This window comes from Escherichia albertii (assembly GCF_028622335.1).
GTDB classification, from domain to species: domain Bacteria; phylum Pseudomonadota; class Gammaproteobacteria; order Enterobacterales; family Enterobacteriaceae; genus Escherichia; species Escherichia albertii.
This window is the reverse complement of sequence record NZ_CP117568.1, coordinates 3,094,033-3,120,126: the sequence shown is the minus strand read 5'-3', so window position 1 is coordinate 3,120,126 and position 26,094 is coordinate 3,094,033. Positions and strand designations below refer to the sequence as shown.

Annotated in this window: 21 protein-coding genes and 2 pseudogenes; 14 read left to right on the top strand and 9 right to left on the bottom strand. The window is 50.0% G+C overall.

Annotated features, from left to right (window positions below; genetic code table 11):
- Nucleotides 1-38: 38 nt before the first annotated feature.
- On the bottom strand, nucleotides 39-824 hold the full coding sequence (locus PS053_RS15165) for a DeoR/GlpR family DNA-binding transcription regulator (protein WP_000059671.1): 786 nt from the start codon (nucleotides 822-824) through the stop codon (nucleotides 39-41).
- A 33-nt stretch (nucleotides 825-857) separates the two neighbouring features.
- Nucleotides 858-1,754 (bottom strand): sugar kinase, encoded by an 897-nt coding sequence (locus PS053_RS15160; protein WP_059217712.1) that lies wholly within the window; start codon nucleotides 1,752-1,754, stop codon nucleotides 858-860.
- A gap of 167 nt (nucleotides 1,755-1,921) precedes the next feature.
- On the opposite strand from PS053_RS15160, the gene yihU reads away from it, so the two are divergent.
- From yihU to ompL, 9 genes and pseudogenes are all read left to right on the top strand, one after another.
- Nucleotides 1,922-2,818 carry a sulfolactaldehyde 3-reductase gene (yihU, locus tag PS053_RS15155; RefSeq protein WP_059217713.1) on the top strand — a complete coding sequence of 299 codons (897 nt, stop codon included), beginning with the start codon at nucleotides 1,922-1,924 and terminating at the stop codon, nucleotides 2,816-2,818.
- A gap of 23 nt (nucleotides 2,819-2,841) precedes the next feature.
- Nucleotides 2,842-3,720 (top strand): sulfofructosephosphate aldolase, encoded by an 879-nt coding sequence (gene yihT / locus PS053_RS15150; protein ID WP_001046472.1) that lies wholly within the window; start codon nucleotides 2,842-2,844, stop codon nucleotides 3,718-3,720.
- Between the two features lie 15 nt (nucleotides 3,721-3,735).
- Nucleotides 3,736-4,977 (top strand): sulfoquinovose isomerase, encoded by a 1,242-nt coding sequence (gene yihS, locus PS053_RS15145; protein ID WP_256879428.1) that lies wholly within the window; start codon nucleotides 3,736-3,738, stop codon nucleotides 4,975-4,977.
- Nucleotides 4,978-5,042: 65 nt separating this feature from the next.
- Nucleotides 5,043-5,945: an aldose-1-epimerase gene (locus PS053_RS15140; RefSeq protein ID WP_256879429.1), complete on the top strand. Its 903-nt coding sequence runs from the start codon at nucleotides 5,043-5,045 to the stop codon at nucleotides 5,943-5,945.
- Nucleotides 5,946-6,005: 60 nt separating this feature from the next.
- Nucleotides 6,006-6,881 (top strand): sulfite exporter TauE/SafE family protein, encoded by an 876-nt coding sequence (locus PS053_RS15135; RefSeq protein ID WP_059228891.1) that lies wholly within the window; start codon nucleotides 6,006-6,008, stop codon nucleotides 6,879-6,881.
- A gap of 104 nt (nucleotides 6,882-6,985) precedes the next feature.
- A pseudogene (gene yihQ, locus PS053_RS15130) lies at nucleotides 6,986-9,022 on the top strand (sulfoquinovosidase).
- 45 nt (nucleotides 9,023-9,067) lie between these two features.
- Nucleotides 9,068-10,453: an MFS transporter gene (locus PS053_RS15125; protein WP_000018358.1), complete on the top strand. Its 1,386-nt coding sequence runs from the start codon at nucleotides 9,068-9,070 to the stop codon at nucleotides 10,451-10,453.
- Between the two features lie 45 nt (nucleotides 10,454-10,498).
- The gene (locus PS053_RS15120) at nucleotides 10,499-11,902 is read left to right on the top strand and encodes an MFS transporter (RefSeq protein WP_256879431.1); all 1,404 of its coding nucleotides are present in this window, start codon (nucleotides 10,499-10,501) and stop codon (nucleotides 11,900-11,902) included.
- 65 nt (nucleotides 11,903-11,967) lie between these two features.
- The gene (gene ompL / locus PS053_RS15115; RefSeq protein WP_000734382.1) at nucleotides 11,968-12,660 is read left to right on the top strand and encodes a porin OmpL; all 693 of its coding nucleotides are present in this window, start codon (nucleotides 11,968-11,970) and stop codon (nucleotides 12,658-12,660) included.
- 90 nt (nucleotides 12,661-12,750) lie between these two features.
- Here the strand turns inward: ompL and PS053_RS15110 are convergent, their stop codons facing one another.
- The 4 genes from PS053_RS15110 to typA all read right to left on the bottom strand — a co-directional run bounded on the left by PS053_RS15110 (nucleotide 12,751) and on the right by typA (nucleotide 17,856).
- Nucleotides 12,751-14,016, bottom strand: coding sequence for an MFS transporter (locus PS053_RS15110; protein ID WP_000956333.1), 1,266 nt, complete (start codon nucleotides 14,014-14,016; stop codon nucleotides 12,751-12,753).
- A gap of 101 nt (nucleotides 14,017-14,117) precedes the next feature.
- Nucleotides 14,118-15,098, bottom strand: coding sequence for a sugar phosphate isomerase/epimerase family protein (locus PS053_RS15105; RefSeq protein ID WP_256877624.1), 981 nt, complete (start codon nucleotides 15,096-15,098; stop codon nucleotides 14,118-14,120).
- A 7-nt stretch (nucleotides 15,099-15,105) separates the two neighbouring features.
- Nucleotides 15,106-15,816 carry a GntR family transcriptional regulator gene (locus PS053_RS15100; RefSeq protein ID WP_059217718.1) on the bottom strand — a complete coding sequence of 237 codons (711 nt, stop codon included), beginning with the start codon at nucleotides 15,814-15,816 and terminating at the stop codon, nucleotides 15,106-15,108.
- A gap of 216 nt (nucleotides 15,817-16,032) precedes the next feature.
- On the bottom strand, nucleotides 16,033-17,856 hold the full coding sequence (gene typA / locus PS053_RS15095) for a ribosome-dependent GTPase TypA (protein WP_000570676.1): 1,824 nt from the start codon (nucleotides 17,854-17,856) through the stop codon (nucleotides 16,033-16,035).
- A 372-nt stretch (nucleotides 17,857-18,228) separates the two neighbouring features.
- Here typA and glnA point away from each other — a divergent pair, with 372 nt between their 5' ends.
- The 4 genes from glnA (at nucleotide 18,229) to PS053_RS15075 (ending at nucleotide 22,618) form a co-directional block, all read left to right on the top strand.
- Nucleotides 18,229-19,638: a glutamate--ammonia ligase gene (gene glnA, locus PS053_RS15090; protein WP_001271723.1), complete on the top strand. Its 1,410-nt coding sequence runs from the start codon at nucleotides 18,229-18,231 to the stop codon at nucleotides 19,636-19,638.
- A 287-nt stretch (nucleotides 19,639-19,925) separates the two neighbouring features.
- Nucleotides 19,926-20,975 (top strand): nitrogen regulation protein NR(II), encoded by a 1,050-nt coding sequence (gene glnL / locus PS053_RS15085; RefSeq protein ID WP_059219369.1) that lies wholly within the window; start codon nucleotides 19,926-19,928, stop codon nucleotides 20,973-20,975.
- A gap of 11 nt (nucleotides 20,976-20,986) precedes the next feature.
- Nucleotides 20,987-22,396 (top strand): nitrogen regulation protein NR(I), encoded by a 1,410-nt coding sequence (gene glnG / locus PS053_RS15080; RefSeq protein ID WP_273774155.1) that lies wholly within the window; start codon nucleotides 20,987-20,989, stop codon nucleotides 22,394-22,396.
- Between the two features lie 111 nt (nucleotides 22,397-22,507).
- On the top strand, nucleotides 22,508-22,618 hold the full coding sequence (locus PS053_RS15075; protein WP_000893994.1) for a YshB family small membrane protein: 111 nt from the start codon (nucleotides 22,508-22,510) through the stop codon (nucleotides 22,616-22,618).
- A 189-nt stretch (nucleotides 22,619-22,807) separates the two neighbouring features.
- Here PS053_RS15075 and hemN read toward each other — a convergent pair whose 3' ends face one another.
- The 3 genes and pseudogenes from hemN to PS053_RS23085 form a co-directional block, all read right to left on the bottom strand.
- Nucleotides 22,808-24,181, bottom strand: a complete 1,374-nt coding sequence (gene hemN, locus PS053_RS15070) for an oxygen-independent coproporphyrinogen III oxidase (protein ID WP_059216123.1) — start codon at nucleotides 24,179-24,181, stop codon at nucleotides 22,808-22,810.
- A 188-nt stretch (nucleotides 24,182-24,369) separates the two neighbouring features.
- Nucleotides 24,370-24,879 (bottom strand): Der GTPase-activating protein YihI, encoded by a 510-nt coding sequence (gene yihI / locus PS053_RS15065; protein ID WP_000804890.1) that lies wholly within the window; start codon nucleotides 24,877-24,879, stop codon nucleotides 24,370-24,372.
- A gap of 118 nt (nucleotides 24,880-24,997) precedes the next feature.
- Nucleotides 24,998-25,225 (bottom strand): annotated as a pseudogene (locus PS053_RS23085) (hypothetical protein).
- A 234-nt stretch (nucleotides 25,226-25,459) separates the two neighbouring features.
- Between PS053_RS23085 and yihA the strand changes: the two are divergent.
- On the top strand, nucleotides 25,460-26,092 hold the full coding sequence (yihA, locus tag PS053_RS15060; RefSeq protein WP_125060171.1) for a ribosome biogenesis GTP-binding protein YihA/YsxC: 633 nt from the start codon (nucleotides 25,460-25,462) through the stop codon (nucleotides 26,090-26,092).
- The last annotated feature ends 2 nt before the right edge of the window (nucleotides 26,093-26,094 follow it).

Here is a 26,094-nt window from a genome sequence, read left to right as displayed (position 1 = left end):
GAGGTCAGGCGCGAAGCCAGGTTAACGGTCACAAAAATCTATGCATCGTCCTGGGGAAGGATGATTTCGATTTGGCTGTCCTGTAAGCGCGATTTTAAGGCGGCAGGCGGTTCCTCGTCGGTAAAAAGCGCGGTGACCTGCGCCACATTACCAATCTCTACCGCTGCGGAAGCGTGATACTTCGTATGATCGGCGACCAACAGAATATTTCTGGCGTGCGCCATCATCGTTTTCACCACGTTGGCTTCATTCACATCGAACTCCATCAACGCGCCATCACTCTCAATCGCACCCACGCTTGCCACCAGATAATCCGCGCGAAAATCAGCAACAAACGACGCTGCAGAAGGGCCAATGATCCCGCTATTATGCGAACGCAATATGCCGCCAGGCACCATCACTTCAAAGCGCGGGTTATGATAAAGAATATGCGCCACACGCAGGCTGTTAGTAATAATCCGCAGATGGTTATGGTTAAGTAACGCTCGGGCTACGTGCTCCACCGTGGTGCCGATAGTGATAAAAATTGTCGAACCATCAGGAATATAGTCGGCCACCGCTTCGGCAATGGCTTTTTTTTCCTCTGTCTGCGAAACCTCTCGCTGTTCGAATGCCATGTTGACGACGCTGGAGGCCCGACCCGCACCACCATGATGGCGCGTAATCAGTCCTTGTTCGCTCAATTTACGAATATCCCGGCGGACCGTCTGCGTGGAAACATCCAACAGATTCGCCAGCTCATCGATATTCATATACCCACGCTCCGCAATCAGCATGAGAAGTTGGTCGTGCCGCGGGTTACCGGTCAATTCGGTAAGACTCATGGGAATTCCTCGAAAAACCATCACCCTGGCATTTTATACAAAAAGTGACAAAAAAGATCGGGTTTGATCACAGTCAGGGATCCCAGCTCTGCCACCAGGACGCGTACATTTCAGCGCTGCAACGCCGCTGGCAAACCGGACTGACTCCGCTAACGTCCCGCCAGTCGCCAGCGCCACCGCTAATGCGCCGTGAAAAACATCACCTGCGCCAGTGGTATCCACAACATCAACACTGAATGCGGGTTGATGCTGACGACCGCCGTTTTCCAGCCAGTCGCACCCTGCGCTTCCTTTGGTAACATAAACATGACCATTTGTGAGCATTTGCGCTTGTTTTAGCGCACTCGCCATCTCGTTCACGCCCGTTAAGCGCACCAGTCCCGGTTCTGAGAAAGCCGCGTGATCGCTTAACGCCACCAGCTCGCTGATATTCTGCGGCGTAATATCACCATCCAGTACAGTTATCACGCCTGCCTGCCGCGCCAGGGTGAACGCTTTTTTCGCCCCGTCATGCCAACGCACATCCGCCAGCACAACATCCCACTGAGAAAAATCGATATCCACTAGCCACTCAGCGTCAGAAAGCAGATCTGGGCTTGGGTAGTTAATAATTATCCGCTCGCCTTTGGCATCTACCATGATGGCGGACTGCGAGGATTTCGCCTGCCGATACCGTTTGGTGTAACGGGTGTTAACTCCCCAGGATTCCAGCTCTACCAGTAAGCTGTTGCCGATATCGTCATCACCGACGCGACCAATAAAATCAACCTGCGCTCCCAGTCTGGCCGCCGCAACCGCTGCCGTAGCCGCTGGCCCGCCGCCCACTTCCTGATAATTTCTCGCCACATATTTACCGCTCTCTGTCGGTAACCCTTCCACGTAATAGATGCGATCCATCACGGTAATACCTACACAAGCAATACGAATCATGGTCATTCCTTAATCACTTTTGAATGTATTCATTTTAATTTCACCAATTGTTTAAAAAGTGACGACTGTCAATTTTTTGACCATAAATTACAAATACGATCAAAAACAGACAGTCATTACGCGTCATAAATGACATAAATTGACAAGATCGTCATCAGGAGAGGGTTATGGCAGCAATCGCATTTATCGGCTTAGGGCAAATGGGTTCGCCTATGGCGAGCAATTTACTGCAGCAGGGACACCAGCTTCGCGTATTCGATGTCAACCCAGAGGCCGTACAGCATCTGGTAGAAAAAGGGGCAACTCCTGCCGCCAATCCAGCGCAAGCAGCGATCGATGCTGAATTTATCATCACTATGTTGCCGAATGGCGATCTGGTACGCAGCGTACTATTTGGGGAAAACGGCGTTTGCGAGAGTTTATCTGCCAATGCGCTGGTCATTGATATGTCAACCATCCACCCGCTGCAAACCGATAAATTAATTGCTGATATGCATGCCAGAGGCTTCAGCCTGATGGATGTGCCAGTAGGTCGAACTTCCGCGAATGCTATTACCGGCACTCTGCTGCTGCTCGCTGGCGGCACCGCTGAACAAGTTGAGCGCGCTACACCCGTGCTGATGGCGATGGGCAGCGAGCTGATCAACACGGGCGGTCCGGGCATGGGGATCCGCGTCAAACTGATCAACAACTACATGAGCATCGCGCTCAATGCGCTGTCGGCTGAAGCCGCCGTACTGTGTGAAGCCCTGAATCTTTCCTTCGATGTTGCCGTCAAGGTGATGAGCGGCACCGCCGCTGGAAAAGGCCACTTCACCACCAGTTGGCCGAACAAAGTCCTGAGCGGGGATCTTTCTCCCGCTTTCATGATCGATCTCGCCCATAAGGATCTTGGTATCGCCCTTGATGTCGCTAACCAGTTGCATGTGCCGATGCCACTGGGGGCCGCTTCACGGGAGGTTTATAGCCAGGCGCGCGCAGCAGGTCGTGGTCGCCAGGACTGGTCCGCCATTCTGGAACAGGTCCGTGTCAGCGCCGGGATGACTGCCAACGTAAAAATGTAACGACTGGATAAAGGAAAAAATGAATGAATAAGTACACCATCAACGACATTACGCGTGCATCAGGCGGTTTTGCCATGCTGGCGGTCGATCAGCGTGAAGCCATGCGCATGATGTTTGCTGCGGCAGGCGAAAAATCGCCGGTGGCCGACAGCGTACTGACCAATTTCAAAGTTAACGCCGCAAAAACGCTTTCGCCTTATGCCTCAGCCATTCTGGTGGATCAACAGTTCTGCTATCGCCAGGTGGTTGAGCAAAACGCGATTGCCAAAAATTGCGCCATGATTGTCGCCGCCGATGAGTTTATTCCAGGCAACGGTATTCCGGTGGATAGCGTGGTGATTGACCGCAAAATCAACCCATTACAGATCAAACAGGACGGCGGCAAAGCTCTGAAACTGCTGGTGCTCTGGCGTAGTGATGAAGATGCACAACAACGCCTGGAGATGGTGAAAGAGTTCAACGAACTGTGTCATTCACACGGTCTGGTGAGCATCATTGAGCCCGTCGTCCGCCCACCGCGTCGTGGCGATAAATTCGATCGCGAACAAGCAATCATCAATGCCGCAAAAGAGCTTGGCGACAGCGGCGCCGATCTCTACAAAGTCGAAATGCCGCTTTATGGCAAAGGTCCGCAACAAGAGCTTCTTACCGCTTCACAACGTCTGAACGAGCATATCAATATGCCCTGGGTGATCCTCTCTTCCGGCGTGGACGAAAAACTGTTCCCGCGCGCCGTGCGTGTAGCAATGACGGCGGGCGCATCTGGATTCCTGGCAGGTCGTGCAGTGTGGGCATCCGTCGTTGGTTTACCAGATAGTGAGTTAATGCTACGTGACGTTTGTGCACCGAAATTGCAACAACTTGGCAATATCGTCGACGAAATGATGGCTAAACGCCGTTAATATGAGGATAAAGGAATGAAATGGTTTAATACCTTGAGCCACAACCGTTGGCTGGAACAGGAAACCGATCGCATCTTTGATTTTGGTAAACATGCCGTAGTACCAACCGGCTTTGGCTGGCTGGGTAATAAAGGTCAAATCAAAGAAGAAATGGGCACGCATTTATGGATCACCGTCCGTATGCTTCACGTCTATTCCGTTGCTGCCGCGATGGGCCGCCCTGGCGCTTATTCACTGGTTGATCACGGTATCAAAGCGATGAACGGCGCACTGCGCGATAAAAAATATGGCGGCTGGTATGCCTGCGTGAATGATGAAGGCGTAGTGGATGCTTCCAAACAGGGTTATCAACACTTTTTTGCTCTGCTGGGGGCTGCCAGCGCCGTCACAACAGGCCACCCGGAAGCCCGTAAACTGCTCGATTACACCATTGAGATCATCGAGAAATATTTCTGGAGTGAAGAAGAGCAGATGTGCCTTGAGTCCTGGGACGAAGCCTTCAGTAAAACCGAAGAGTATCGCGGCGGCAATGCCAACATGCATGCAGTGGAAGCCTTCCTGATTGTTTATGACGTCACCCACGACAAAAAATGGCTGGATCGTGCGATTCGCGTGGCTTCCGTCATTATTCACGACGTCGCCAGAAATAATCATTACCGCGTCAACGAACACTTCGATACGCAGTGGAAACCTATTCCTGATTACAACAAAGATAACCCTGCTCACCGCTTCCGCGCGTTCGGTGGTACGCCGGGACACTGGATTGAGTGGGGCCGCTTGATGCTGCATATCCATGCCGCACTGGAAGCCCGCTGCGAACAGCCTCCAGCCTGGCTGCTGGAAGATGCCAAAGGCCTGTTCAATGCCACCATCCGCGACGCCTGGGCGCCCGATGGCGCAGACGGAATTGTTTATACCGTTGACTGGGAAGGCAAACCGGTTGTCCGCGAACGTGTGCGTTGGCCTATCGTCGAAGCGATGGGTACGGCTTACGCGCTCTACACCGTCACCGGCGATCGCCAGTACGAAACCTGGTATCAGACATGGTGGGAGTACTGCATTAAGTATCTGATGGACTATGAAAATGGTTCGTGGTGGCAGGAGCTGGACGCAGACAATAAGGTCACCACCAAAGTCTGGGACGGTAAACAGGATATCTACCACCTGCTGCACTGCCTGGTGATCCCACGTATCCCGTTAGCGCCAGGTCTGGCTCCAGCAGTTGCGGCGGGTCTGCTGGACGTGAATGCCAAATAACTGATCTGAAAAACGGCATACCAAACTGCGTGTCGGATATGCCGTTATTTAATAAGGCGTCTCGTATGCGAATAACCAATATGCATAGTAGCGGGCAGACAATTTCACTCATCGCCGGGGATTATCACGCGACTATCGTGACTGTCGGAGCAGGTCTGGCTGAATTAACCTTTCAGGGCTGCCATTTAGTGCTCCCACACAAACCCGAAGAGATGCCGCTCGCGCATCTGGGGAAAGTGCTTATTCCGTGGCCCAATCGGATTGCCAACGGCTGTTATCGCTATCAAGGACAGGAATATCAGTTACCTATTAATGAACACGCGTCACAGGCTTCTATTCACGGTTTGCTTGCCTGGCGTGACTGGCAAATCAGCGAGTTAACCGCCACCAGCGTCACCTTGACGGCTTTTCTGCCGCCCAGTTATGGCTATCCGTTTATGCTGGCTTCACAGGTTGTCTATTCGCTTAATGCACAAAGCGGCCTTGCTGTGGAAATTGCCAGCCAGAATATCGGCAGCCAGTCAGCGCCTTACGGTGTGGGTATTCATCCCTATTTGACCTGCAACTTAATGCCTGTTGATGACTATTTATTCCAGCTACCGGCAAATCAGGTTTATGCCGTTGATAAGCACGCCAATCCGACAACGCTTCACCACGTTGACGAGCTAAATTTAAATTTCACGCAGGCGAAAAAAATAGCCGATACACAAATTGACCACACTTTCAAAACCATTAATGACCAATGGGAAATGACTATTACTCATCCACAGCAGGCGCTTTCAGTCAGCCTCCGTTCCGATCAGCCCTGGGTACAGGTTTATAGTGGTGAAAAACTACAGCGTCAGGGATTAGCAGTAGAACCCATGAGTTGCCCGCCGAACGCCTTTAACTCTGGCACCGATTTACTATTACTGGAACCCGGAAAAACACATCGCCTGTTTTTTAATATTCACGGAAAGCGACGTTAATTTTATTAAGAGAAGAACAATATCGTTGTTAATAGTTATATTAACGTAACAGGAAACATTATGGACTTTTTTACTTTATTTACGCCGGATGGGGTCATGGTGGAAACCAACGTGGTATGCATTGTTATCGCGTTAATGTTTCTTTATACCTTTGTCGGCATCTGCGCAGGGTTCGGCGGTGGTTTAACGACCATGCCGCTGGTCACATTAATGCTGCCCGTTAAAATGGCGACGCCGCTCTCAGTGATTGTCGGCACGGCTACTGCGTTGTACGCCACCTGGCTGTCACGCAAAGAAACAGACTGGCGCTCGGCAATAGTGCTGATTATTTTCTCATTTCTGGGAATACCAGTCGGGTTATACGCGTTGTCGTATTTACCCGACCATTTTATGAAGGTGGGCTTAGGCGGATTCCTGATCCTTTATTCGTTCTACAGCATGTTTATTCCACGCTTGCCGATTTATGACCGCAACTGGATTGCCGCCCCCATCGGGGCTGTTGCCGGTGCATTAGGCGCAGCGTTCTCAACCAACGGACCACCGATGGTTATCTACGGCATGTTGCGTAACTTGGGTCCGGCCGCATTTCGCGGCACGCTGAACGCTTTCTTCACCGCGAACAACATTGCGGTCATTGGCGGGCTGGCCACCAGTGGAATTTTAACTGTCTCCATTTTTAAACTGGTGATCTTTTGTATTCCCACCATGATCCTCGGTTCGCTGGTTGGACAATATGTACATAAACGCATTTCCGTTAAGGTCTTCCGCGTGATGGTCTTCTTATTGCTAATAGCCTCCGGCTCTATGTTAATAAAAGGCGCGCTGAGCATCCCTGCGGCTGCCGCGCTTCTGCCTCCATTTGCCTTGTTAGCCATATTGCAACTGGCATTTGGTAAAAAAGTAGCGGAAATTCGCCGGGCTGAAGAAAGTAAATAATAATTCGTGCGGGCATTAATTTTATATCCGCACAGCAACTTTGAATTAAACCTGTAATAACAGGATGGCATGAATATTACCTTTATACTCTATGGAGATTATTTATGGATACGCCACGCCAGCAGTTATTAGATTTTCAATTTCACCAAAATAGCGACAATTTTACGCTACATTTTCAACAACGTCTTATTTTAACACACAGCAAAGATAATCCTTGTTTATGGATTGGCTCAGGTATTGCGGATATTGATATGTTCCGCGGCAATTTCAGCATTAAAGATAAATTGCAGGAAAAGATTGCGCTCACCCATACCGCTGTCAGTCAGTCGCCGGATGGCTGGTTAATCCATTTCAGCCGCGGTTCTGACATTAGCGCCACATTGCGTATCTCCGCCGACGATCAGGGTCGTTTAGTGCTGAAACTGCAAAATGACGACGTTAACCACAATCGCATCTGGTTACGTCTTGCCGCGCAGCCAGAAGACCATATCTACGGCTGCGGCGAGCAATTCTCGTACTTTGATCTGCGCGGAAAACCATTCCCGCTGTGGACCAGCGAGCAAGGTGTTGGGCGTAATAAACAAAGCTATGTTACCTGGCAGGCCGATTGCAAAGAGAACGCCGGAGGTGACTACTACTGGACCTTCTTCCCACAACCCACGTTCGTCAGCACGCAGAAGTATTACTGCCATGTCGACAACAGTTGCTACATGAACTTCGACTTTAGCGCACCGGAATACCATGAGCTGGCGCTGTGGGAAGACAAAGCCACTCTGCGTTTTGAATGTGCGGATACGTACATCTCCTTGCTGGAAAAATTAACCGCTCTGCTGGGACGCCAGCCAGAACTGCCGGACTGGGTTTATGACGGGGTGACGCTCGGCATTCAGGGCGGCACCGAGGTTTGTCAGCAAAAGCTGGATGTTATGCGCAACGCAGGCGTCAAAGTGAATGGTATCTGGGCGCAGGACTGGTCCGGTGTCCGTATGACCTCCTTTGGTAAACGCGTGATGTGGAACTGGAAATGGAATAGCGAAAACTATCCGCAACTGGATTCGCGTATTAAGCAATGGAATAAAGAAGGCGTGCAGTTCCTCGCCTATATCAACCCGTATGTTGCCAGCGATAAGGACCTCTGCGCAGAAGCGGCAAAGCGCGGCTATCTGGCAAAAGATGCCTCCGGCGGCGATTATCTGGTGGAGTTCGGTGAGTTCTACGGCGGCGTGGTTGACCTGACTAACCCTGAAGCCTACGCCTAGTTTAAAGAAGTCATCAAAAAGAACATGATTGAACTCGGCTGCGGCGGCTGGATGGCCGACTTCGGCGAGTATCTGCCCACCGACACTTACCTGCATAACGGCATCAGCGCTGAAATTATGCATAACGCCTGGCCTGCGCTGTGGGCAAAATGTAACTACGAAGCCCTTCAGGAAGCAGACAAGCTCGGCGAGATTCTCTTCTTTATGCGCGCCGGTTCTACCGGTAGCCAGAAATATTCCACCATGATGTGGGCGGGCGACCAGAACGTGGACTGGAGTCTGGATGATGGCCTGGCCTCGGTCGTTCCGGCGGCGCTATCGCTGGCCATGACCGGACACGGCCTGCATCACAGTGATATTGGCGGCTACACCACGCTATTTGAAATGAAACGCAGCAAAGAACTGCTGCTGCGCTGGTGTGACTTCAGCGCCTTTACACCAATGATGCGCACCCATGAAGGCAACCGCCCGGGCGACAACTGGCAGTTCGATGGCGACGCGGAAACCATTGCGCATTTTGCCCGCATGACGACCGTCTTCACCACCCTGAAGCCTTATCTGAAAGAGGCCGTTGCCCACAATGCGAAGTCCGGTCTGCCAGTCATGCGCCCACTGTTCCTGCATTACGAAGACGATGCGCATACCTACGCCCTGAAATACCAGTATCTGTTGGGTCGCGACATTCTGGTTGCTCCAGTGCATGAGCAAGGACGTAGCGACTGGACGCTCTATCTGCCAGACGATAACTGGATCCATGCCTGGACCGGAGAAACCTTCTGCGGTGGAGAAATTACCGTCGATGCTCCCATCGGTAAGCCGCCAGTCTTTTATCGTGCTGATAGCGAATGGGCTGCACTGTTCGCTGCGTTAAAAAATATCTAATCACGCCCGCCCGTGGGGTAACTCACGGGCAAATGGAGAACGACGATGAGTCACATCACAACGGAAGATCCGGCTACTCTACGTTTGCCGTTTAAAGAAAAACTCTCTTACGGTATCGGCGACCTGGCCTCCAACATTCTGCTGGATATCGGCACGCTTTATCTTTTGAAGTTTTATACCGACGTTCTGGGGCTGCCCGGCACCTATGGCGGCATTATCTTTTTTATTTCTAAATTCTTCACAGCATTTACCGATATCGGTACCGGCATCATGCTCGATTCCCGGCGAAAAATCGGTCCGAAGGGTAAATTCCGCCCATTTATTCTGTATGCCTCTTTTCCTGTCACCTTACTGGCAATCGCCAACTTTGTCGGTACGCCGTTCGACGTTACCGGCAAAACGGTCGTCGCCACCATTTTGTTCATGCTGTACGGGCTGTTCTTCAGCATGATGAACTGCTCCTATGGCGCAATGGTCCCGGCTATCACTAAAAACCCGAACGAACGCGCGTCGCTGGCGGCATGGCGTCAGGGCGGCGCCACGCTGGGCCTGCTGCTGTGTACGGTGGGGTTCGTGCCAGTGATGAATCTTATCGAGGGTAATCCACAACTCAGCTACGTGTTCGCCGCCACGCTGTTTTCGCTCTTCGGTCTGCTGTTTATGTGGGTCTGTTACTCGGGCGTGAAAGAACGTTATGTCGAAACACAGCCTGCAAATCCGGCACAAAAACCGGGCCTGTTGCAGTCTTTCCGCGCCATCGCCGGTAACCGCCCGCTGTTCATTCTGTGCATTGCCAACCTCTGCACGTTAGGGGCGTTTAACGTCAAGCTCGCTATACAGGTCTATTACACCCAGTACGTGCTTAATGATCCTATTTTGTTGTCGTATATGGGATTTTTCAGCATGGGTTGCATCTTCATCGGCGTATTCCTGATGCCTGGCGCGGTCAGACGTTTCGGTAAGAAGAAAGTCTATATCGGCGGCCTGCTGATCTGGATACTGGGTGATTTACTCAACTATTTCTGTGGCGGCGGTTCGGTCAGTTTTGTCGCCTTCTCTTGTCTGGCGTTCTTCGGTTCGGCGTTTGTAAACAGCCTGAACTGGGCGTTGGTTTCCGACACCGTGGAATATGGCGAATGGCGTACTGGCGTGCGTTCGGAAGGCACGGTGTACACCGGCTTTACCTTCTTTCGCAAGGTGTCCCAGGCACTGGCAGGCTTCTTCCCTGGCTGGATGCTCACGCAAATCGGCTATGTACCAAACGTGGCGCAGGCCGACCATACCATCGAAGGTTTACGTCAGTTGATCTTCATCTACCCAAGCGCGCTGGCGGTAATAACCATTGTTGCAATGGGCTGTTTTTACAGCCTGAACGAGAAAATGTACGTCCGTATTGTTGAAGAAATAGAAGCCCGTAAACGTACGGCTTAATAATGATAATAAACGACGCCCTACGGGGCGTTATAAGGAGTGATTATGTTTGACCATAATCCACTGACATTAAAACTGAATCTGCGGGAAAAAATCGCCTATGGCATGGGTGACGTCGGTTCTAATTTAATGTTGTGCATCGGCACTCTGTATCTTCTCAAATTTTATACCGATGAACTAGGGATGCCTGCTTACTATGGCGGAATTATCTTTCTGGTAGCGAAGTTCTTTACCGCATTTACCGATATGCTCACTGGATTTTTACTCGATTCCCGAAAACATATTGGGCCAAAAGGAAAATTCCGCCCCTTTATTTTATACGCTGCGGTTCCGGCTGCATTCATTGCGACATTACAGTTTATTGCTACCACCTTTAGTTTGCCGGTTAAAACGACGATTGCCACCGCGCTGTTTATGATGTTTGGGTTGTCTTATAGTCTGATGAATTGTTCCTATGGCGCAATGATCCCGGCGATCACTAAAAACCCGAATGAACGCGCACAACTTGCGGCTTATCGTCAGGGTGGCGCAACTATCGGGCTATTAATTTGTACGGTCGCATTTATTCCGTTGCAGTCGCTTTTCTCTGACTCCACGGTCGGTTATGCCTGTGCGGCGCTGATATTTTCCATTGGCGGTTTTATTTTTATGATGCTCTGCTACAGAGGTGTCAAAGAACATTATGTCGATACCACGCCAACCGGACATAAAGCCAGTATTCTCAAATCATTTTGCGCGATATTCTGTAACCCACCATTACTGGTATTATGTATTGCTAACCTTTGTACGTTGGCGGCATTTAATATCAAACTGGCCATTCAGGTGTATTACACTCAATATGTACTGAATGATATCCACTTATTATCGTGGATGGGATTTTTCAGTATGGGATGCATTCTCGTCGGCGTATTACTGGTGCCACTAACCGTAAAATATTTTGGCAAAAAACAGGTTTATTTATCCGGCATGGTACTGTGGGCCGTGGGTGATATGCTGAACTTTTTCTGGGGCAGTAATTCATTTACCTTCGTTATGTTCTCTTGTGTCGCCTTTTTTGGTACCGCCTTTGTGAACAGCCTGAACTGGGCGCTGGTGCCTGACACCGTGGACTACGGAGAATGGAAAACCGGTATCCGCGCCGAAGGCTCTGTTTATACCGGTTATACCTTCTTTCGTAAAATTTCTGCCGCACTTGCTGGCTTCTTGCCAGGCATTATGCTGACGCAAATCGGCTATGTTCCCAACATCGCGCAAAGCGATGCAACATTGCAGGGTTTGCGTCAGCTCATTTTTATCTGGCCTTGTGCGCTGGCTATTATTGCCGCTCTGACAATGGGATTCTTTTACACGCTCAATGAAAAACGTTTTGCGTTAATTATTGAGGAAATAAACCAACGTAAAAACCAAGAGAGTGTTACAGAAGAAAAGACCGCTTCCGTAACGTTATAAAGTCGATAGCCGCTATTTCATCCTGATGGATGGCGGCCTCCCTACGCTTAAAAAATGGACTTATTATGAAAAAGTTAAAATCATTAATATTGCTCTCCTCTGTGATCTCGACTTCCGTATTTGCTGGAGCGTATGTCGAAAACAGGGAGGCATATAATCTCGCCTCCGATCAGGGCGAGGTTATGCTACGTGTGGGTTATAACTTCGATATGGGCGCGGGTATTATGTTAACCAATACCTATAACTTTCAGAGAAAAGATGAACTAAAGCACGGCTATAATGAAATTGAAGGTTGGTATCCATTATTTAAACCAACCGATAAATTAACCATTCAACCCGGAGGCTTAATCAATGATAAAAGTATTGGCTCCGGTGGTGCTGTGTATCTGGACGTCAATTACAAATTTATGCCGTGGTTTAACCTGACAGTGCGAAATCGCTATAACCATAACAACTACAGTTCCACTGATTTAAATGGTGAACTGGATAATAATGACAGCTACGAGATTGGTAACTACTGGAACTTTATTATTACTGATAAATTCTCTTATACCTTTGAACCGCACTATTTTTATAACCTGAATGATTTCAACAGTAGCAATGGTACGAAGCACCACTGGGAAATCACTAACACTTTCCGTTACCGCATTAACGAACACTGGCTGCCCTATATTGAATTACGCTGGTTAGACCGTAACGTCGAACCGTATCACCGCGAGCAAAATCAGATTCGTATTGGCGCGAAGTATTTCTTCTGATGTGAAACTGCCGGATGCGGCGTAAACGCCTTATCCGGCCTACGGTTGATACGGTTTTCGTTGGCCGGATTAAACACATCCGGCCATTAATTAAGCTTCAGCCGCCAGCATCTCTTTCTTACGTTGGCTAATTCGCTTAACCAGCATTACAGAAACCACCGCACCACAGAATGCGAAGCAGGCCATAATGCCAAACACAATTTTGTAGCCAATAATTCCCGGATTTAAATCCAGAATGTAACCATACAGACTGAAGCAGAACATCGCCGGGGCATAACCAATAAAACTCCCCAACGCCATCGCCGCACCTGTTTTATTTTCAGCAATTTTCGCTTCGCCAATGGGCGCAAAGAATACAGCTCGCTGCGTAAAGACAATCGCGCCAAAGCCCAATGTACATGCCATCCCTAAATAAACCGGCATACTTTCGTGCGGCAGCATAATCAACAGTACGAGTGCAGCGGTGCTGATAAGAAAAGTGTAGCACAGGTATTTACTCGGTGATTTCAGGAGCTTATCTGAAATCATGCCACCAATCGGTCCACCGATCATTTTCAGACAGTATTGGTTAATGATGCCGTAAGCACCCACCAGCGCAACGGGCAGCAGATAGATGTTTTTCAGGAATGGAATGAAGAATGTCAGGCCACAGTAAACCGCGTAAACGAAGAAGACGTTAAAAGCGATAAGCCAGATGGTTTTGTCTTTCAGCACCGAGGTCATACTGGTGTTTTGCGATGCTTGTTCGTCTTTTTTCTCATCAACGGAAGGCGCTTCTTCTTTGTCATTCAGTACAAAGAAAATGGTAATACCCACGACGATCACAATGAGGGAATAGAACCAAATACCTGCTTTAAAGCCTAATAAACCACTGCCAAACCAGGTAAATACTGCCAGAGCAGAAAATGCTACCACGGTATCAACAATGCCACGCCCCGTTTCAAAGAAACCAAACAAACGACCTTGTTGTTCGCTATTACCCAACCGGCTCACCGACTTAAGCAAGACAGGCCAGTTCATCATGTCGCAGGTAACGCCAAATAGCGCCCAGACAAAAAGGATGCCCCAATAGCCCGGCATTGTCGTCAAATAAACACCCAGTAATCCAGTCGCAATAAGGGAAAACGACATAGTGTATCTGCGCGGTAATTTATCGGCAAAATAAATAGACAGAAAAAATCCCACCGTCGTAACAAATGAGTTTACTGACATGGCATTGCCAATTTGACCATTGGTCAAATGAAAATACTCCTGCATCGGGATATAAAACGCATCTTTCAATGACGGTAATTTATAAATTGTGCCGCCACACAGTGTTAATAGACTAAATAACGCCCATTTCTTTTTCGTGAGCATAACATCCCCTAAGCGATTTTTAAAATCACTATTTTAAAGGTAATAGGATACCGGCCATTTTATTGAATGGTTTTTATTAACTATATATGTGTTGAAACTTATTAGTGATTTAGAAGATAGCTTGCCTCTTGTTTGATTTGTTGTAGTACATTACGGACATGATTTATCTGATTAATCGCATCCTCTTTTTCTTTACGCAACCTCTCATCCAGCAAATGTTCTTCTGGCAATGGCGTTTCACTCATCTGGCGATAAGGAATCCATGGATTATCCCCCTCATCTTCAAAGCGGAAGGCTGGGGCATAATAATCAACCTCTTCTTCCAGGCCATACGCAGTCACCTGCGGTTCTTCATCTCCCAGGCAAATAAGCTGCGTCAATAATGACTTGAACGGCATATCACCCTGACCTGAAATACAAGCTTTATGACCCAGACCACGCTCTTCTTTGACGATCAATGCATCTTTAATATGCGCCTGTGTGATATGTGGCGCCATGATTTCTAAAGCATCCAGTGGGTGCTCGTTTGCATTGATCATGTTTGCAAAATCAAACAGTAAGGAGAGAGTGTCCATCTCACTTTCTTTGACCAGCGACACCAGTTCATGGCTTTTTAAATCTTCATGTTGTTCGATCGTAAAGGTCAGGCCGCTGTCCTGATAAGTTTCCCGTATATAGGCAATGTCGTTAGCGATGATCGATAATACGTCGCGCAAATTGCCTTCATAACGCGGATAAAAGCGCACGGACGATGCCCCAGTTTTCAACGCAATGGCGACGGCTTCATCAATCGACGCCTTATCTGAGGCACTGGTTTCAATATGAATATCAAGGTTCAGGCGGTGGGCTTTATCACCAAAGGCAGAGAGTTCGTTATCGTCCATATTACTAAGAGAAAAACGCTCGCCGTCCAGAACATGGATTTTGACGCCTCTCAGATTATTTTCATTCGCAATATCAAGTAAATCAGCAGGCAATACTCTTTCCAGCCGCATATTTAAATGAAAAGCATAGGCATGCAAATAAAGAGGAAGAACATCGACACGTTGTAGAATCTTTCTTGCGTTATTTATTGTCACCATAAAGCACCTACAGATTAATGATGAGATCCACAGCCTCAAATCGCCAATATTCAATATCTATCTGGACAATATTCCCTTGCTGGTCAGCACGATGTTTTTCAATTAAGATCGCAGGCATACCTGCTGAGCCGCCAAGAAACTTACTGATATCGCCTGGCATTCTGACAGGTTTGAAAATCAATTTTTTCACTACCGTCTCTTTTTGGTAGCATTTTTCCCATACTGAAGAAAATGAATGGTTTTCAAGTTGCTCAATAAAACCTGGGGCAACCTCAGTATTAATATATGTTTCATGATAGAAAACTTTATGCCCTTCCAGCGCCCCCCAACCAGTAATGCGGTAGAGTTCGGTTGATGGCGTAACTGCAATCAGTGGCATGAGCGTTTCGGGAATATTGTGGGTACGATTTTTCTCGGTAAATCCCCAGGAAGGTTCCCGCCCTTGTTCAATAGCAGCCCGCTGAAAACTCGCCGACTGTTCCGGGCTGTAATTAAATCGCGGTTGAGTCACGAACCAACCTTTACGATCCTTACGAAAGATTTTGGATTCTGCCTCAAGATTAAGCAACGCCTGGCGCAACGTCATACGTTTAATGCCCAGCAATTCTCCCAACTCTCTTTCCGAAGGGAGTTTTCCCCCCGGCGTGGTGATGCCATCTTTTAACCACCGATCCAGTTTCTCTTTTGCATTTTCTACGGTGGATTGATTCCCTATCATTGTTTAACCCTTTTGGTTTAAACCAGATGAGGCATCTTACGCCTACGCCAAAAAAGAAAGCAATTAACGGCGCATGACTTTGCAGATAATTGTGACAAAGCTCTCTATTGCAGTAACCACAGACTTGCAAGGGAGATACTTATGCTGGCGAGAACTTATGACAGGCCAAAAAAAACCTGCCATCTCTGGCAGGTTTTTCATGACTAAAAAACGAAATTAATCGTCTTTCGATGCGCGGTTGGCACGACGACGATCGTTTTCCGTCAGGTGACGTTTACGAATACGGATAGAGGTCGGAGTCACTTCTACCAGTTCGTCATCATCGATAAACTCCAGCGCTTGTTCCAGAGTCATGCGGATAGGCGGAACCAGAACAACAGCTTCGTCAGTACCGGAAGCACGCATGTTGGTCAGTTTCTTACCGGTCAGGCAGTTTACAGTCAGGTCGTTAGAGCGGCTGTGAATACCGATAATCTGACCTTCATAAACTTCTGCACCGTGACCGAGGAACAGCTTACCGCGATCCTGCAGACCGAACAGCGCGAACGCCACCGCTTTACCCTGACCGTTAGAGATCAATACGCCGTTCTGACGCTGACCCACTTCACCCGGACGAACGTCGTCGTAGTGGCTGAAGGTGGAGTACAGCAGACCCGTACCAGAAGTCATGGTCATGAACTCAGAACGGAAACCAATCAGACCACGGCTCGGGATCACGTAGTCGAGACGTACGCGGCCTTTACCGTCTGGGTTCATGTTTTTCAGCTCGCCTTTACGTTCGCCCAGCGCCTGCATGACAGAACCCTGATGCTGCTCTTCAACGTCTAGAGTCACGTTTTCGAACGGCTCTTGTTTACGGCCATCGATTTCACGGAAGATGACTTTCGGACGGGATACCGCCAGCTCGAAACCTTCACGACGCATGTTTTCGATAAGAACGGACAGGTGCAGTTCACCACGACCAGAAACGCGGAACGCATCGGCGTCTTCGGTTTCTTCTACACGCAGCGCAACGTTGTGTACCAGTTCTTTGTTCAGACGATCCAGGATCTGACGAGAAGTAACGAATTTACCTTCTTTGCCGCAGAACGGCGAGGTGTTAACGCAGAAGAACATGGAAACGGTCGGCTCATCAACGGAGAGTGCCGGCAGCGCTTCAACGTTTTGCGTATCGCAAACGGTGTCAGAAATGTTCAGTTCGCCAAGGCCGGTGATGGCCACGATATCGCCAGCTTCCGCCACTTCGGTTTCGATACGTTCCAGACCGAGGTGGCCCAGCACTTTACCGACTTTCGCGTTACGGGTTTTGCCTTCGCTATCAATGATAGTCACCTGCTGGTTCGGCTTCACTTTACCGCGCTTGATGCGGCCAATACCGATAACGCCAACATAGCTGTTGTAATCGAGCTGGGAAATCTGCATCTGGAACGGACCGTCAAGGTCTACGTCCGGCGCTGGCACGTGGTCAACAATCGCCTGGTAGAGCGGAGTCATGTCTTCCGCCATGTCTTCGTGGTCCAGACCCGCAATACCGTTCAGCGCAGAAGCGTAAACGATCGGGAAATCCAGCTGCTCGTCAGTCGCGTCGAGGTTAACGAACAGGTCGAATACCTGATCCACAACCCAGTCAGGACGCGCACCAGGACGGTCAACTTTGTTAATAACCACAATGGGTTTCAAGCCGTAGGCAAACGCTTTTTTGGTCACGAAGCGCGTTTGCGGCATCGGGCCGTCAAATGCGTCAACCACCAGCAGCACTGAGTCTACCATGGACATGACACGTTCAACTTCACCACCGAAGTCGGCGTGCCCCGGGGTATCAACGATGTTGATACGGTAATCATTCCATTTGATAGCGGTGTTTTTCGCGAGGATAGTAATCCCACGCTCTTTCTCCAAATCGTTGGAGTCCATCACGCGCTCTTGAGTTTCGGCACGAGAGTCGAACGTACCGGATTGTTGGAGCAGCTTGTCTACCAGGGTGGTTTTACCATGGTCTACGTGCGCGATGATGGCGATATTACGCAATTTTTCGATCACAACTTTGCCTCAGGCATTAGAAATAGCGCGTTATTGTACACGGATTAATCGCACTACAAAACAGGATCACAAACATCCTCCGCAAACAAGTATTGCAGAGTTGCTTTGTGATCGCTTTCACGGAGCATAAAAAGGGTTATCCAAAGGTCATTGCACCAATATGGTGCTTAATGTTCCCATTAAAGCACTATATTGGTGCAACATTCGCATCATGGTGCAGCCCTTTTGCACGATGATGCTCATGATAACGCCTTTTAGGGGAAATTTAAAAGTTGGCACAGATTTCGCTTTATCTTTTTTATGGCGACACGGCCCATTTAATTGCAGATTTCGTTACCACGACGACAATGACCAATCCAGGAGAGTTAAAGTATGTCCGCTGAACACGTACTGACGATGCTGAACGAGCACGAAGTGAAGTTTGTTGATTTGCGCTTCACTGATACCAAAGGTAAAGAACAGCACGTCACTATCCCTGCTCATCAGGTGAATGCTGAATTCTTCGAAGAAGGCAAAATGTTTGACGGCTCCTCGATTGGCGGCTGGAAAGGCATTAACGAATCCGACATGGTGCTGATGCCAGACGCGTCCACCGCAGTCATTGACCCATTCTTCGCAGATACTACCCTGATTATCCGTTGCGATATCCTTGAACCTGGCACCCTGCAAGGCTATGACCGTGACCCGCGCTCCATTGCGAAGCGCGCCGAAGATTACCTGCGCTCTACTGGCATCGCCGACACCGTCCTGTTCGGGCCAGAACCAGAATTCTTCCTGTTCGATGATATCCGTTTCGGGACTTCTATCTCCGGTTCTCACGTTGCCATCGACGATATCGAAGGCGCATGGAACTCCTCCACCCAGTACGAAGGTGGTAACAAAGGTCACCGTCCGGCAGTGAAAGGCGGTTACTTCCCGGTTCCGCCGGTAGACTCTGCTCAGGACATCCGTTCTGAAATGTGTCTGGTGATGGAACAGATGGGCCTGGTGGTTGAAGCACATCACCACGAAGTGGCGACCGCGGGTCAGAACGAAGTGGCTACCCGCTTCAATACCATGACCAAAAAAGCTGACGAAATTCAGATCTACAAATATGTCGTGCACAACGTGGCGCACCGCTTCGGTAAAACCGCGACCTTTATGCCAAAACCGATGTTCGGTGATAACGGTTCCGGTATGCACTGCCACATGTCGCTGTCTAAGAATGGCGTCAACCTGTTCGCAGGCGACAAATACGCAGGTCTGTCTGAACAGGCGCTGTACTACATTGGCGGCGTAATCAAACACGCTAAAGCGATTAACGCCCTGGCAAACCCGACCACCAACTCTTACAAGCGTCTGGTCCCGGGCTACGAAGCGCCGGTAATGCTGGCTTACTCTGCGCGTAACCGTTCTGCGTCTATCCGTATTCCGGTGGTTTCTTCTCCGAAAGCACGTCGTATTGAAGTCCGTTTCCCGGACCCGGCGGCTAACCCGTACCTGTGCTTTGCTGCCCTGCTGATGGCCGGTCTTGATGGTATCAAGAACAAGATCCATCCGGGCGAAGCCATGGACAAAAACCTGTATGACCTGCCTCCAGAAGAAGCGAAAGAGATCCCACAGGTTGCAGGTTCTCTGGAAGAAGCACTGAACGAACTGGATCTGGACCGCGAGTTCCTGAAAGCCGGTGGCGTGTTCACTGATGAAGCAATCGATGCGTATATCGCCCTGCGTCGCGAAGAAGATGACCGCGTGCGTATGACTCCGCACCCGGTAGAGTTTGAGCTGTACTACAGCGTCTAAGTGTTTTAGTTGCCGTGGAAACTTTTCGCCTGTCCCTGGCAGGCTTGAGATCGATGGCAAGCACGTCATGCCGGATACGACGCAAATTGCATCTTATCCGGCCTACACAGTGATTATGCGGTAGGCCGGAACAGGTGAAGTCGCTCTCCGAAGTGAAGTTTGTCAGCTATCTGTAGCCCATCTCTGCATGGGCTTTTTTCTCCGTAACTTCTCTAATGCTTCGCGCTTTTTATCCGTAAAAAGCTATAATGCACTAAAATGGTGCAACCTCTTCAGGAGACTGCTTAATGGCAACAGGCATGCAGCCCGATGCTGGGCAGATCCTCAACTCTCTGATTAACAGCATTCTGCTGGTCGATGACGACCTGGCAGTGCATTACGCCAATCCCGCCGCGCAACAACTGCTTGCCCAAAGCTCCCGCAAACTATTTGGTACGCCGTTACCGGAACTGCTGAGCTACTTCTCATTAAATATCGGGCTGATGCAAGAAAGCCTGGAGGCGGGGCAAGGTTTTACCGATAACGAAGTGACGCTGGTGATCGACAGTCGCTCGCATATCCTTTCTGTGACGGCCCAGCGTATGCCAGACGGCATGATCCTGCTGGAGATGGCGCCGATGGATAACCAGCGCCGTTTAAGTCAGGAACAGCTACAACACGCCCAGCAGGTTGCTGCCCGTGATTTAGTGCGCGGCCTGGCGCATGAGATTAAAAATCCACTTGGCGGTTTACGTGGTGCAGCGCAGCTACTCAGCAAAGCATTACCTGACCCGTCACTGCTGGAATATACCAAAGTGATTATCGAACAGGCGGACCGGCTGCGAAATCTGGTCGATCGCCTGTTGGGGCCGCAACTGCCCGGAACGCGCGTTACCGAAAGCATTCACAAAGTCGCAGAGCGTGTGGTGACGCTGGTATCAATGGAATTACCGGACAACGTGCGGTTGATTCGTGATTACGACCCCAGCCTGCCGGAGCTGGCGCACGACCCGGAGCAGATAGAACAGGTATTGCTGAATATTGTGCGCAATGCGCTACAGGCGCTGGGGCCGGAGGGCGGCGAAATCATTCTGCGTACCCGCACCGCGTTTCAACTGACCTTACATGGCGAGCGCTATCGACTGACGGCGCGGATTGATGTGGAAGATAACGGACCAGGCATTCCGCCTCATTTGCAGGATACGCTGTTTTACCCGATGGTCAGCGGCCGCGAAGGTGGCACCGGGCTTGGCTTATCCATCGCCCGTAATTTGATTGATCAGCATTCAGGCAAAATTGAATTTACCAGTTGGCCAGGGCATACCGAGTTCTCGGTTTACCTGCCTATCAGGAAATAAAGGTGACGTTTATGCAACGAGGGATAGTCTGGGTAGTCGATGACGATAGTTCCATCCGTTGGGTGCTTGAACGTGCGCTCGCTGGGGCGGGGTTAACCTGTACGACGTTTGAGAACGGCGCGGAGGTGCTGGAGGCGCTGGCGAGCAAAACGCCGGATGTGCTGCTTTCGGATATCCGTATGCCGGGCATGGACGGGCTGGCGCTGCTTAAACAGATTAAACAGCGTCATCCGATGCTTCCGGTCATCATTATGACCGCGCATTCCGATCTGGATGCCGCTGTCAGCGCCTATCAACAAGGGGCGTTTGATTATCTGCCCAAACCGTTTGATATCTACGAGGCCGTGGCGCTGGTTGAGCGCGCCATCAGCCATTACCAGGAACAGCAACAGCCGCGCAATATCCAGCTTAACGGTCCAACGACCGATATCATCGGCGAAGCGCCGGCCATGCAGGATGTGTTCCGTATTATCGGTCGGCTTTCGCGCTCTTCGATTAGCGTGTTGATCAACGGTGAGTCCGGTACCGGTAAAGAACTGGTCGCTCATGCTCTGCATCGCCATAGCCCGCGAGCCAAAGCGCCGTTTATCGCGCTGAATATGGCGGCAATACCGAAAGATTTGATCGAATCAGAGCTGTTTGGGCATGAGAAAGGCGCGTTTACTGGCGCGAATACCGTTCGCCAGGGGCGCTTTGAACAGGCCGATGGCGGTACGTTATTCCTTGATGAAATTGGCGATATGCCGCTGGATGTGCAGACCCGTTTACTGCGCGTGCTGGCAGACGGTCAGTTTTATCGCGTTGGCGGCTATGCGCCGGTGAAAGTGGATGTGCGGATTATCGCTGCCACTCACCAGAATCTGGAGCTACGCGTACAGGAAGGCAAGTTCCGTGAGGATCTGTTCCACCGCCTGAACGTTATCCGCGTTCATCTGCCGCCGCTGCGCGAGCGTCGGGAAGATATTCCCCGTCTGGCGCGCCATTTTCTGCAAGTTGCCGCGCACGAGCTGGGCGTAGAAGCAAAGTTGCTACATCCAGAAACTGAAATCGCTCTGACGCGTCTGGCATGGCCAGGCAACGTGCGTCAGCTGGAAAACACCTGTCGTTGGCTAACTGTGATGGCCGCCGGGCAGGAAGTGCTGATTCAGGATTTACCTGCTGAACTGTTCGAATCAACCGTTGCGGAAACCCCTTCCACTATTCACCCGGACAATTGGGCAACGTTGTTAGCGCAATGGGCGGATAAAGCACTGCGTTCCGGTCATCAAAACTTGCTTTCTGAAGCACAGCCAGAGCTGGAGCGGACATTACTGACCACCGCATTGCGGCATACGCAAGGACATAAACAGGAAGCGGCGCGACTGCTTGGTTGGGGACGTAACACCCTGACGCGTAAGTTAAAAGAGCTGGGGATGGAGTGATTCCGCTTTGCTGTGTAAAGATTGTTTATTGAGCTCAAATAGCTGTTATTTTGCGCTTTACTGTTCTGGTAAGTTCAGTATGATCGTGCCCGGAAAACGGGGAGAGTCATTATGCTGGAATCAATAATTAATCTGGTATCGAGTGGCGCAGTTGACAGCCACACACCACAAACAGCCGTTGCTGCCGTGCTATGTGCGGCGATGATAGGGCTGTTTAGTTGAGTTTCAGATTGCTGATGAAGCGCTCATTGTTCATGCCAGATACGGCGTGAACGTCTTATCCGGCCTACAAAAGCAATAATTTCAACAGGTTTTGTAGATCTGATAAGCGTTGTGCATCAGGCAATCTTGTTCTCAGCACATTGATGGCGCTTTCGTTTTCTACCAGGTAAACGAAGCGCCATTCACTCTTTAAATCACCCGAGAGAACTGCTGCATTCGCGCTTTCTGGCGCAAGTAAGTATCAAAGCACATGCAAATGTTGCGGATCAGCAGACGACCTTTCGCCGTCACCTGAATCCCCTTCTCACTCACATCCACCAGCCCGTCTTTTGCTAACGGGGCCAGCAGCTTAAGATCTTCCGCAAAGTAATCAGCGAAGTGCAAATCCCACTGTTGTTCAACAGGTGCGTAATCCAGACGGAAGTTGCAGATCAGCGATTTAATCACATCGCGGCGAATGCAATCATCACGCGTTAACGCAATACCACGCCACAGCGCATTGCCTTGTTCATCCACCTGCTGGTAGTAGCGCTTTAACTCTTTCTGGTTCTGCGCATAGCAGTCGCCAATCATGCTGATGGCGGAAACGCCCATCCCCAGCAGATCGGTATCGCCCTGGGTGGTGTAGCCCTGGAAATTACGATGCAGCACGCCTTCACGCTGGGCCACCGCCAGCTCGTCATCCGGGCGAGCAAAGTGATCCATACCGATAAACTGATAGCCCAATTGCGTCAGGAAGGCGATGGTTTCCTGCAGGATATCGAGTTTTTGCTGCGGACTCGGCAAGTCAGCATCTTTGATTTTGCGCTGGGCGGCAAAAATGGTCGGCAGATGCGCGTAGTTAAAGACGCTCAGACGATCAGGGTTCAGTTCCGCCACGCGTTTCAGGGTAAAGGAAAAACTTTCCGGCGTCTGTTTCGGCAGACCGTAAATGAGGTCAATATTGGTGGAAGTAAAGCCAATTTCACGCGCATGGTGAAGCAACGCGAAGATGAACTCTTCATCCTGCTCACGGTTGACCAGACGTTGTACTTCTTTGTTGAAGTCCTGCACGCCCATACTCAGACGATTAAAGCCTTCGGCGCGTAAATGATCGAGTACATCCAGCTCGATTTCACGCGGATCGACTTCGATCGAGATCTCCGCATCAACATTAAACTGGAAGTTTTCGCGCAGTAACTTCATCAGGCGGCTGATTTGCGCTTTGTTCAGGTATGTTGGCGTACCGCCGCCCCAGTGCAATTGGCTGACTTTCCGCCCGGCGAACAGCGGCGCGCGATGGATAATTTCTTGCTCCAGTGCGTCCAGATACTGATCGGCCTTGTGCTGCTGGCGAGTGACAATCTTATTGCAACCGCAGAAGTAACAAAGTTTATGACAGAACGGGATATGTACGTAGAGAGATAAGGGACGCTCAGGGTATCGCGCCACGGCTTGTAAAAACGCCTGTTCACCGAAGTCTTCTGAAAACTCCAGTGCGGTCGGGTACGAGGTGTATCGTGGCCCGGAATAGTTATATTTCTGGATCAGGGCCAGGTCCCAGTCGATTTGCTGTACAGACATGCTCACTCCTTCCGATGGCGTCTCTGGCGGCTACGGCGTACCGGATGATGCCCGTTTCGGATCATCAGCCGGTTGCGCAGCCACTTTTGTCGCCGCGACAACCGCTGTAGTTTAACGAATAACCACACCAGATAACATATAACCGGAAGGGTTATCAGCAGAACAGGAAGGCCCACGGCGGCAATTCGTTAGTTGCCCCGCAACAGACGCATCATATCTTCTTGCTTCTCGTCTTCTTCCTCTTCTTCATCGTCGTCATAAGAAAGGCCGAGTTTCTGCATCAGCTCATCGATACGATCCAATTTGGCATCAACCCAGGATTGCTCTTCGGCGCTCAGGGTTTCGCCTGCTTCCAGACGTTCCAGCAGCGCATCCAGACGCTCATCCGTTTCCAGTAACTCCAACTCAGCCTGCGGTGAAAGCATAGGTTTCTCACTCTTCGGTTTATGCTGTTTGGTGACTTTTTCAGTCACGCCCAATGGAATAGGGGTTTTACTGCCGATACGTGGATCTTTCGGTGTACTCTGACCTTTGCTGCCAGAAGTAACGTTACCGCCATTTGCACGGCTGCCAGGCGCATGGCCACGGCGTTTTTTCTGACGCTTGCGGTCACGAGCTTCCTGATTCAGCTCTTCGCGCGTTTTACGACGCGCTTTTGCGTGACCTTTGCCGCGTGAGTTTGAAGATGATGGTTTCATAGTGATTCGTCTTTTAGCCGTTTTATTCAGTATAGATTTGCGGCGGAATCTAACAGAAAGCGAGCAAAGAAAAAAGGCGACAGATTACTCTGTCACCTTTTTTCCTGACTCATAACCCTTAACGGGTCTTACAATCCTTGCAGGCCGCCAACACACCCTGTTTTTCCATCAGCCGGAACATTCCATGTTGATTCCATTTCCCTTTAGTTACGTCTCCGACGTTTGTCTTCCTGACAATCCTCTGTCTTCGCCTCCTGGCGCTCCTGACCCTCATCCTGAGTCATCGTTCCTGTTCGCGTCCTCGCTCTATGGGGGCTACTTTACGCTTCTGCGTTAAACAAACAATCAACCACCACCAGTATGGTTTTATTTTCAGATTATTACATAAAAGCAATCAACTGATTTATTTAGCTTATTTGACATGTGTCGCAGAATTTACTCCTAAATTTCGCATAAAGGTTATCGGCAATGTCTCACAAAGCGTATGGCTTTTACTTACACGGTTCACGCCGAAAAATCCGCCTTTTATTGTGGTTCAGGTATAATCGCCGCAAAGCTTTGACTGACGGAGACGACCGCTTTGACTAATTTGAATTATCAACAGACGCATTTTGTGATGAGTGCGCCTGATATTCGCCACTTACCTTCCGATACTGGAATTGAAGTGGCTTTTGCAGGCCGTTCCAACGCAGGTAAATCCAGCGCGCTGAACACGCTGACTAATCAGAAAAGTCTGGCAAGGACTTCAAAAACCCCGGGCCGTACCCAGCTTATTAACCTGTTTGAAGTGGCTAACGGTAAGCGCCTGGTCGACCTGCCCGGCTATGGCTATGCGGAAGTTCCCGAAGAGATGAAGCGCAAATGGCAACGCGCGCTCGGCGAATATCTCGAAAAGCGCCAGAGTCTGCAAGGTCTGGTGGTGCTGATGGATATTCGCCATCCGCTGAAAGATCTTGATCAGCAAATGATTGAGTGGGCGGTAGACAGCAATATCGCTGTGCTGGTGCTGTTGACAAAGGCAGACAAACTAGCGAGCGGCGCACGTAAAGCGCAATTGAATATGGTGCGTGAAGCGGTTCTGGCGTTTAACGGTGATGTGCAAGTTGAAACCTTCTCTTCGCTGAAGAAGCAAGGTGTGGATAAACTGCGCCAGAAGCTGGATACCTGGTTTAGCGAGATGCAGCCCGTCGAAGAAACGCAGGACGGCGAATAATT

Bases quoted from the DNA above. Each gene is read 5' to 3' on its own strand.
- PS053_RS15165 (WP_000059671.1), bottom strand. From the start codon at position 824: ATGAGTCTTACCGAATTGACCGGTAACCCGCGGCACGACCAACTTCTC.
- PS053_RS15160 (WP_059217712.1), bottom strand. From the start codon at position 1,754: ATGATTCGTATTGCTTGTGTAGGTATTACCGTGATGGATCGCATCTAT.
- yihU (WP_059217713.1), top strand. From the start codon at position 1,922: ATGGCAGCAATCGCATTTATCGGCTTAGGGCAAATGGGTTCGCCTATG.
- yihT (WP_001046472.1), top strand. From the start codon at position 2,842: ATGAATAAGTACACCATCAACGACATTACGCGTGCATCAGGCGGTTTT.
- yihS (WP_256879428.1), top strand. From the start codon at position 3,736: ATGAAATGGTTTAATACCTTGAGCCACAACCGTTGGCTGGAACAGGAA.
- PS053_RS15140 (WP_256879429.1), top strand. From the start codon at position 5,043: ATGCGAATAACCAATATGCATAGTAGCGGGCAGACAATTTCACTCATC.
- PS053_RS15135 (WP_059228891.1), top strand. From the start codon at position 6,006: ATGGACTTTTTTACTTTATTTACGCCGGATGGGGTCATGGTGGAAACC.
- PS053_RS15125 (WP_000018358.1), top strand. From the start codon at position 9,068: ATGAGTCACATCACAACGGAAGATCCGGCTACTCTACGTTTGCCGTTT.
- PS053_RS15120 (WP_256879431.1), top strand. From the start codon at position 10,499: ATGTTTGACCATAATCCACTGACATTAAAACTGAATCTGCGGGAAAAA.
- ompL (WP_000734382.1), top strand. From the start codon at position 11,968: ATGAAAAAGTTAAAATCATTAATATTGCTCTCCTCTGTGATCTCGACT.
- PS053_RS15110 (WP_000956333.1), bottom strand. From the start codon at position 14,016: ATGCTCACGAAAAAGAAATGGGCGTTATTTAGTCTATTAACACTGTGT.
- PS053_RS15105 (WP_256877624.1), bottom strand. From the start codon at position 15,098: ATGGTGACAATAAATAACGCAAGAAAGATTCTACAACGTGTCGATGTT.
- PS053_RS15100 (WP_059217718.1), bottom strand. From the start codon at position 15,816: ATGATAGGGAATCAATCCACCGTAGAAAATGCAAAAGAGAAACTGGAT.
- glnA (WP_001271723.1), top strand. From the start codon at position 18,229: ATGTCCGCTGAACACGTACTGACGATGCTGAACGAGCACGAAGTGAAG.
- glnL (WP_059219369.1), top strand. From the start codon at position 19,926: ATGGCAACAGGCATGCAGCCCGATGCTGGGCAGATCCTCAACTCTCTG.
- glnG (WP_273774155.1), top strand. From the start codon at position 20,987: ATGCAACGAGGGATAGTCTGGGTAGTCGATGACGATAGTTCCATCCGT.
- PS053_RS15075 (WP_000893994.1), top strand. From the start codon at position 22,508: ATGCTGGAATCAATAATTAATCTGGTATCGAGTGGCGCAGTTGACAGC.
- hemN (WP_059216123.1), bottom strand. From the start codon at position 24,181: ATGTCTGTACAGCAAATCGACTGGGACCTGGCCCTGATCCAGAAATAT.
- yihI (WP_000804890.1), bottom strand. From the start codon at position 24,879: ATGAAACCATCATCTTCAAACTCACGCGGCAAAGGTCACGCAAAAGCG.